General features: G+C 52.3%; 5 protein-coding genes. 2 read left to right on the top strand and 3 right to left on the bottom strand.

Annotation, left to right across the window (positions count from 1 at the left end):
• Window positions 1–235, top strand: a 235-nt coding sequence (locus HRU21_11370) for a hypothetical protein (GenBank protein ID NRA42888.1), incomplete at its 5' end; no start/stop codon positions are given.
• Window positions 236–263: 28 nt separating this feature from the next.
• Here HRU21_11370 and HRU21_11365 read toward each other — a convergent pair.
• From HRU21_11365 to HRU21_11355, 3 genes are all read right to left on the bottom strand, one after another.
• Window positions 264–1,043, bottom strand: coding sequence for a glucose 1-dehydrogenase (locus tag HRU21_11365; GenBank protein NRA42887.1), 780 nt, complete (start codon window positions 1,041–1,043; stop codon window positions 264–266).
• 28 nt (window positions 1,044–1,071) lie between these two features.
• Entirely contained in the window at window positions 1,072–3,432 is a 2,361-nt protein-coding gene (locus tag HRU21_11360) for an MMPL family transporter (GenBank protein ID NRA42886.1), read from the bottom strand.
• A gap of 73 nt (window positions 3,433–3,505) precedes the next feature.
• Window positions 3,506–4,093, bottom strand: a complete 588-nt coding sequence (locus HRU21_11355) for a gamma carbonic anhydrase family protein (GenBank protein NRA42885.1) — start codon at window positions 4,091–4,093, stop codon at window positions 3,506–3,508.
• Between the two features lie 64 nt (window positions 4,094–4,157).
• Between HRU21_11355 and HRU21_11350 the strand changes: the two genes are divergently transcribed.
• Window positions 4,158–5,246: oligopeptidase A (locus HRU21_11350; GenBank protein NRA42884.1), on the top strand; the 1,089-nt coding region annotated here is incomplete at its 3' end.

Here is a 5,246-nt window from a genome sequence, read left to right as displayed (position 1 = left end):
AACAGCAAAACCACGTGACACAGAGGAAGAAGAATGTTTTTCTCGGAATTACTTTTTTGATGAATTAGCCAGCCCCTTTTTTATCTCTGCAGGGCTGCTTAACTACCAATGTGATGAGGCAATAAAAACATATTTAGAATTTGAAGCGATCGGCGGCGAGATGGTTGAAGATACATTTCCAGATATGCGTTACTCATATTATCGTTTTCTAAAAACTTATGAGATAAGCCGGTAATTTAGCAAAGCCCATGGCAAAGCCCGCCTTAGCTAGTGGGCAAAAACGGGATGCGCATGCCGGCGCTCCAGCCACCGTCGACTTTAAATTCGGACCCAGTCGAGTAGCTGGCTTCATCGGAAGCTAAAAACGCGCTCATTAGCGCCACTTCTTTTGGCTGCCCGACTCGGGGAATGGCATGGTCTTTGTAAAAGGCATTGGCGCTGTCGTCACTGCCCTTGCCATCTTTGGCGTGCATCTCGGTGGCCACCCCGCCCGGGTGCACGGTATTCACGCGAATGCCATATGGCCCAAGTTCTAAGGCGGCCGCTTTGCTTAAGCCACGCATGCCCCACTTGGCTGATGAGTAAGCCGATAGCGAGTTCTTCGATTGCAGGCCATCAACCGAGGAAATATTAATAATCGCGCCGCCACCGGCGCGCTTCATCGGTTCAATCGCGGCACGAATGCCGTTATAGCAGCCGGTGAGGTTGATATTTAGCACCCGATTATAATCGGCGCTGCTTTGGTCTTTGATCGCATTAAACACCAAAATGCCGGCGTTATTCACCACCACGTTTAAGGGGCCAAAGTTTTCAGCCAGTGCGACGGCGGCGGCCCAATCGTCTTCGCAGGTAACATCAAGCTTAATAAAAGCGGCTTTGTCGCCGAGCGAGTCGGCTAATGCCTGGCCCTTGTCGACCTGCACGTCGGCCAGAATCACATTGGCCCCTTGCTCGATAAAGGTTTTGGCCGTGACGGCGCCCATGCCTTGGGCGGCGCCGGTGATAATGGCGGTTTTACCGGCTAATCGCTGTGAAAGAGTCATCGCCTATTCCTTGGATTGTATTATTGTTTTAGCGCTTGCGTTTACTGGGTTTGTCGTAGGCCCAGACTAACATCGCGGGTGCAATTAATATGTCGGCCAACAGTGCTGAGAATATCACTACCCCCATGGTGGCGCCAAACATAAACACGCTGTTCACAGCGCTGAGTAAGTTGGTGCCACAGCAGGCGGCAAATACGACAGTGGTTATAAAAAGCGCTGGGCCAACCGAGCTAAGCGTTTTATTCACCGCGTCGCGCGCATCGCCCGACTGTGAAAAATGTTGTTTAAAGTGATACAGCAAGTGCAGGGTGTCGTCTACCACAATGCCCATGGCAATCGCGCCGACCATAATGGTCGACATGGACAGTGGCCAGTCCATGATCACCATAAAGTTTAGCCCCAGCAGAATCGGTAAAATATTTGGCACGATGCTGACGAGTCCCATGCGCAAACTTTTCACCAGCAGCATCATCACAAAGATAATCGAGAACGCCGCCACAACATAACTTTTGGCCATGGTTTGAATCGCTTTTGGCACCGACTCGGCCACCAGTGCCGACGCGCCGGTAATGGTGATGTTAACCGTGTCGTCAAAGCGCTGTGCTAAGCGGGTTTCTAGCTCGCGCAATAATACTTCTAGCTCAACCCCATCGGCATGAAAGGCTTTGACGCTGAGTCGGAGTATTTGCTTGTCGGCGTCGGTCACATTGAATAAGTCGTCGGCTTCGCTCATTTCAAACATTAAGGTTTCTTGCGCCAGCAGTTCGCGCTCTGGCGCAACGCGGTAAAAGGCGGCTTGGTTGCCGTTAAGCGCTTGATGGGTTTCGCGCCAGATATCTAACAACGAGTAGGTGCTGCTGAGTTTGATGCCGGCCAGCTCGGTATCGCTGAGCCAGTTAGCGGTGTCTTCAAATTGCTGCACAAATGCGGGCTCAAATATGCCGCCTGCGCTGCCGCTGTCGATCAGAATTTCCAGATTGGTCATGCCGTCAAGGCTTTGGTCCATGGCGAAGTAGTCTTGCCGCTCTTGCGTAGCGGCCGGAAAAAATTTCAGCGGGTCGTAGGAGAACCACTGCAGACTCAGCCCCCACAGGCACAGCAGCAATACCACGATGGTGCTGTAGCCAATGGTTTTGGGGTAGTGCGTGGCCAAAAAGGCACAGTGGCGCAGAATCGCGCTGAGCAATGGATTTTCCTGCCGCGCTTGATGGCTCTGGCGCATTTTAAACAGTGCGATGCAGCTGGGAATTAAGGTGATGGTAAAGAGTAGCGCAAATGTCACCGCAATCGCGGCGTAAATGCCAAGCTCGGCGGTCGAGGCGAGGTCGCCACTGATAAACGATAAAAACCCAATCGCCGTGGTGATCGAGGTAAGCAACACCGCCGGCGCGGTATAGCTCATGGCGCTGACAATCGCGGCGCGTTTGTCCTGCAGCTCGCCGTAGAAGCGGTAAAACAGGGTGAGGATATGCACCGCATCGGCCACCGCAATACCCAGCATCAGCGCCAGTACCGCATTGGTGGTGAGGGTGAACGGCGAGCCAAAATAGGCCATCACCGCAATGGTGCTGAGAATCGAGGTGACGATGATCAGTTGCGGGAAAAACACCCCGGAGGCGCGGCGAAAAAACAGCAGCGTTAAACCAAACACTAATAGCGCGCCGGCCGCAGAGGTAAACTGGGTTTCTTTGGCGGTAAGGTCATTCAGGGTAACTTCTAATACCGGCTGGCCGCTAAGCTGCCACTGAAGCGCCGGGGTATTGGCCAATACGCGGCGAATATCATTTACCGCCTGTTGGGTTTCTTGCTCGCTTAATAAACGCCTACCGTCGCTTGCTTGCAGATAGGTTTGCAGCTCGATCACCACCGCGGTGTATTGTCCATCACGACTGATTAGGCGGCCAATATAGTTTGGCTGCGAGAGTACGTAGTCATTCAGCGCGGCGTTCGTCCAGCGGTAGTCGGGGAAATTCTCCAGCAGGTCTTCCACCACCAGCTCATCGTCATCGCCGTAGGTATAGCGCGCATTGATCAGGCTGGTAATTTTATCGACATAGGCAACCTCGTTGGCCAGCGTTTGCTGCAGCGTATCGATTTGCTGCAGCAGCGTTTGATTGAGCCCGTCAGGGCTGGCAATCGCAATAATAATCGCGTCTTCGCGGCCAAACTGCTGGCGAAATTCAGAATAGGCAACGCGCGCGGGGTCGTTTTTACGCAGCATTGCCTCGGTCGACATATCGACGCCAATATGTTGCGCCTGCAGCGCAGCGACGATCAGCACAATGCAACAGCTGACGATGGCGATTAAGGGATGGTCGAAGGTGAGTTCGGCCCAGCGCTTAAACGCGCGGCTTAAAAAATTAGAACTGTGGTGAATCTCAGTGCTCATGCGGCTTACAACAGATAATAGTGGTGAAATATGAATCAGCCGCGCAGCTTACCAGCTTTGTTACAAAAAGGGGTTACGACGGTGTAATGTCGCTCAGATATTGGTTTTTCAGCTGCACGTAGTTTGCTGCCGAATAGCGAAAAAACTCGCGTTCTTTGGCGCTGATGGGTCGCACCGCTTTAGCGGGTGAGCCGGTGTATAAATAGCCGCTGGCCAATACCTTACCCGGCGGCACCAAGCTGTTGGCGCCGATAATCACCTCGTCTTCGACCACCGCACCATCCATCACAATTGAGCCCATACCGACCAGCACCCGGTGACCAATGCTACAGCCATGCAGGGTAACGCTGTGTGCAATGGTGCAGTCATCGCCAATGGTTAGTGGCCAACCGTCGGGGTTAAAAGGGCCGGCGTGAGTAATATGTAATACCGAGCCATCCTGCACGCTGGTGCGCGCGCCGATGCTAATTTGATGCATATCGCCGCGAATCACCGTTAGCGGCCACACCGAGGCATCGTCGCCGAGGCTGACGTCGCCAATCACCACCGCGCTGCGGTCAATAAATACAGCACTGCCGAGTCGTGGGCTTATGCCGTGTAAGCTACGTATAGAGTGCTCAGGGTCGGTATGGGGCTTATTTGGGGTAGATTGGTTGCTCATGGCAGCGAATCGCTCTGAAGCTTGATATACTGTGGGTTTAATCTGTTTATTGTACTGAAAAACTATGCCAAATACTCAACTCAATTTGCCGCAATTTAGCCATATCGCGATTGACGCCATTAACCCACAGCTGGATGACTTGCTAAGCAAGGCCCGTGAGCAGCTGCAGCAATTAAAAGCGATTGATAACCCGACATGGCAAAACTTTGCCGAGCCAGTGCAGCATATTGATAGCCAGTTAGAAGACTTTTTCTCGCCGGTTAGTCACCTCAACGGGGTGCAAAACAGCGATGCGCTGCGTGAACAATACCAACAGGCGATTGCCAAACTAACCGCCTGGGGCAGCGAGATTGGTCAGGATGCGGCGCTATTCGCACAGTATAAAAAGCTTGCCCAAAGCGCGGAATTTGCCAACTTTGATGCGGCGCAGCAGGCCTGGGTGGAACATGCGATACGCAGTTTTAAGCTTGCTGGAGTTGACCTTGAGGCGAGCAAGCAGCAGCGTTTTCAAGCCATTAAAGAGCGTTTGGCAGAGCTGTCGCAGAGCTTTTCTAATCATGTATTAGACGCTACCGACAGTTTTGAACATCTGCTGCCCAATGCCCAGGCGCTAGCAGGCGTGCCCGACAGCATGTTGGCGATGTTTAAGGCCAAAGCTGAGGCGAAAGATCTTGAGGGCTATTTATTGGGCTTAGATTTTCCCTCGTATCACGCGATTATTAGCTATGCCGACAATGCTAGCTTGCGCAAAAAAATGTATATGGCGTTTCAAACCAAGGCTTCGGATCAGGCCGCCTATGCGCATGATGAGGCCTGTCAGTATGATAATTCGGCGGTGATGGTGGAAACCCTGAAGCTAAAGCAAGAAATGGCCGCATTATTAGACTTTAGCCACTATGCCGAGCGCTCCTTGTTTACCAAAATGGCCGAGTCGGTCGATGAGGTGGTGAACTTTTTATTAGACCTATCGGCGAAAGCCAAGCCCTATGCCGAGCAAGAGCTGGCCGAGCTGGCCAATTTTGCTAAGCAAGAATTGGCGATACATCAGCTGCAGCCTTGGGATATCAGCTATGTCAGTGAAAAATATCGCGTGGCTAAATTTAATCTCGACAATGAAAAGCTGCGCGAATATTTTCCGGTTGATACCGTGCTG

This window comes from Pseudomonadales bacterium (assembly GCA_013215025.1).
GTDB lineage: Bacteria > Pseudomonadota > Gammaproteobacteria > Pseudomonadales > DT-91 > DT-91.
Note: the sequence above shows the minus strand (reverse complement) of the source record. Positions and strands in the feature narration are given on the sequence as shown.

Excerpts from the sequence above, each read along its gene's own strand:
- HRU21_11365 (NRA42887.1), bottom strand. The coding sequence starts at position 1,043 with ATGACTCTTTCACAGCGATTAGCCGGTAAAACCGCCATTATCACCGGC.
- HRU21_11360 (NRA42886.1), bottom strand. The coding sequence starts at position 3,432 with ATGAGCACTGAGATTCACCACAGTTCTAATTTTTTAAGCCGCGCGTTT.
- HRU21_11355 (NRA42885.1), bottom strand. The coding sequence starts at position 4,093 with ATGAGCAACCAATCTACCCCAAATAAGCCCCATACCGACCCTGAGCAC.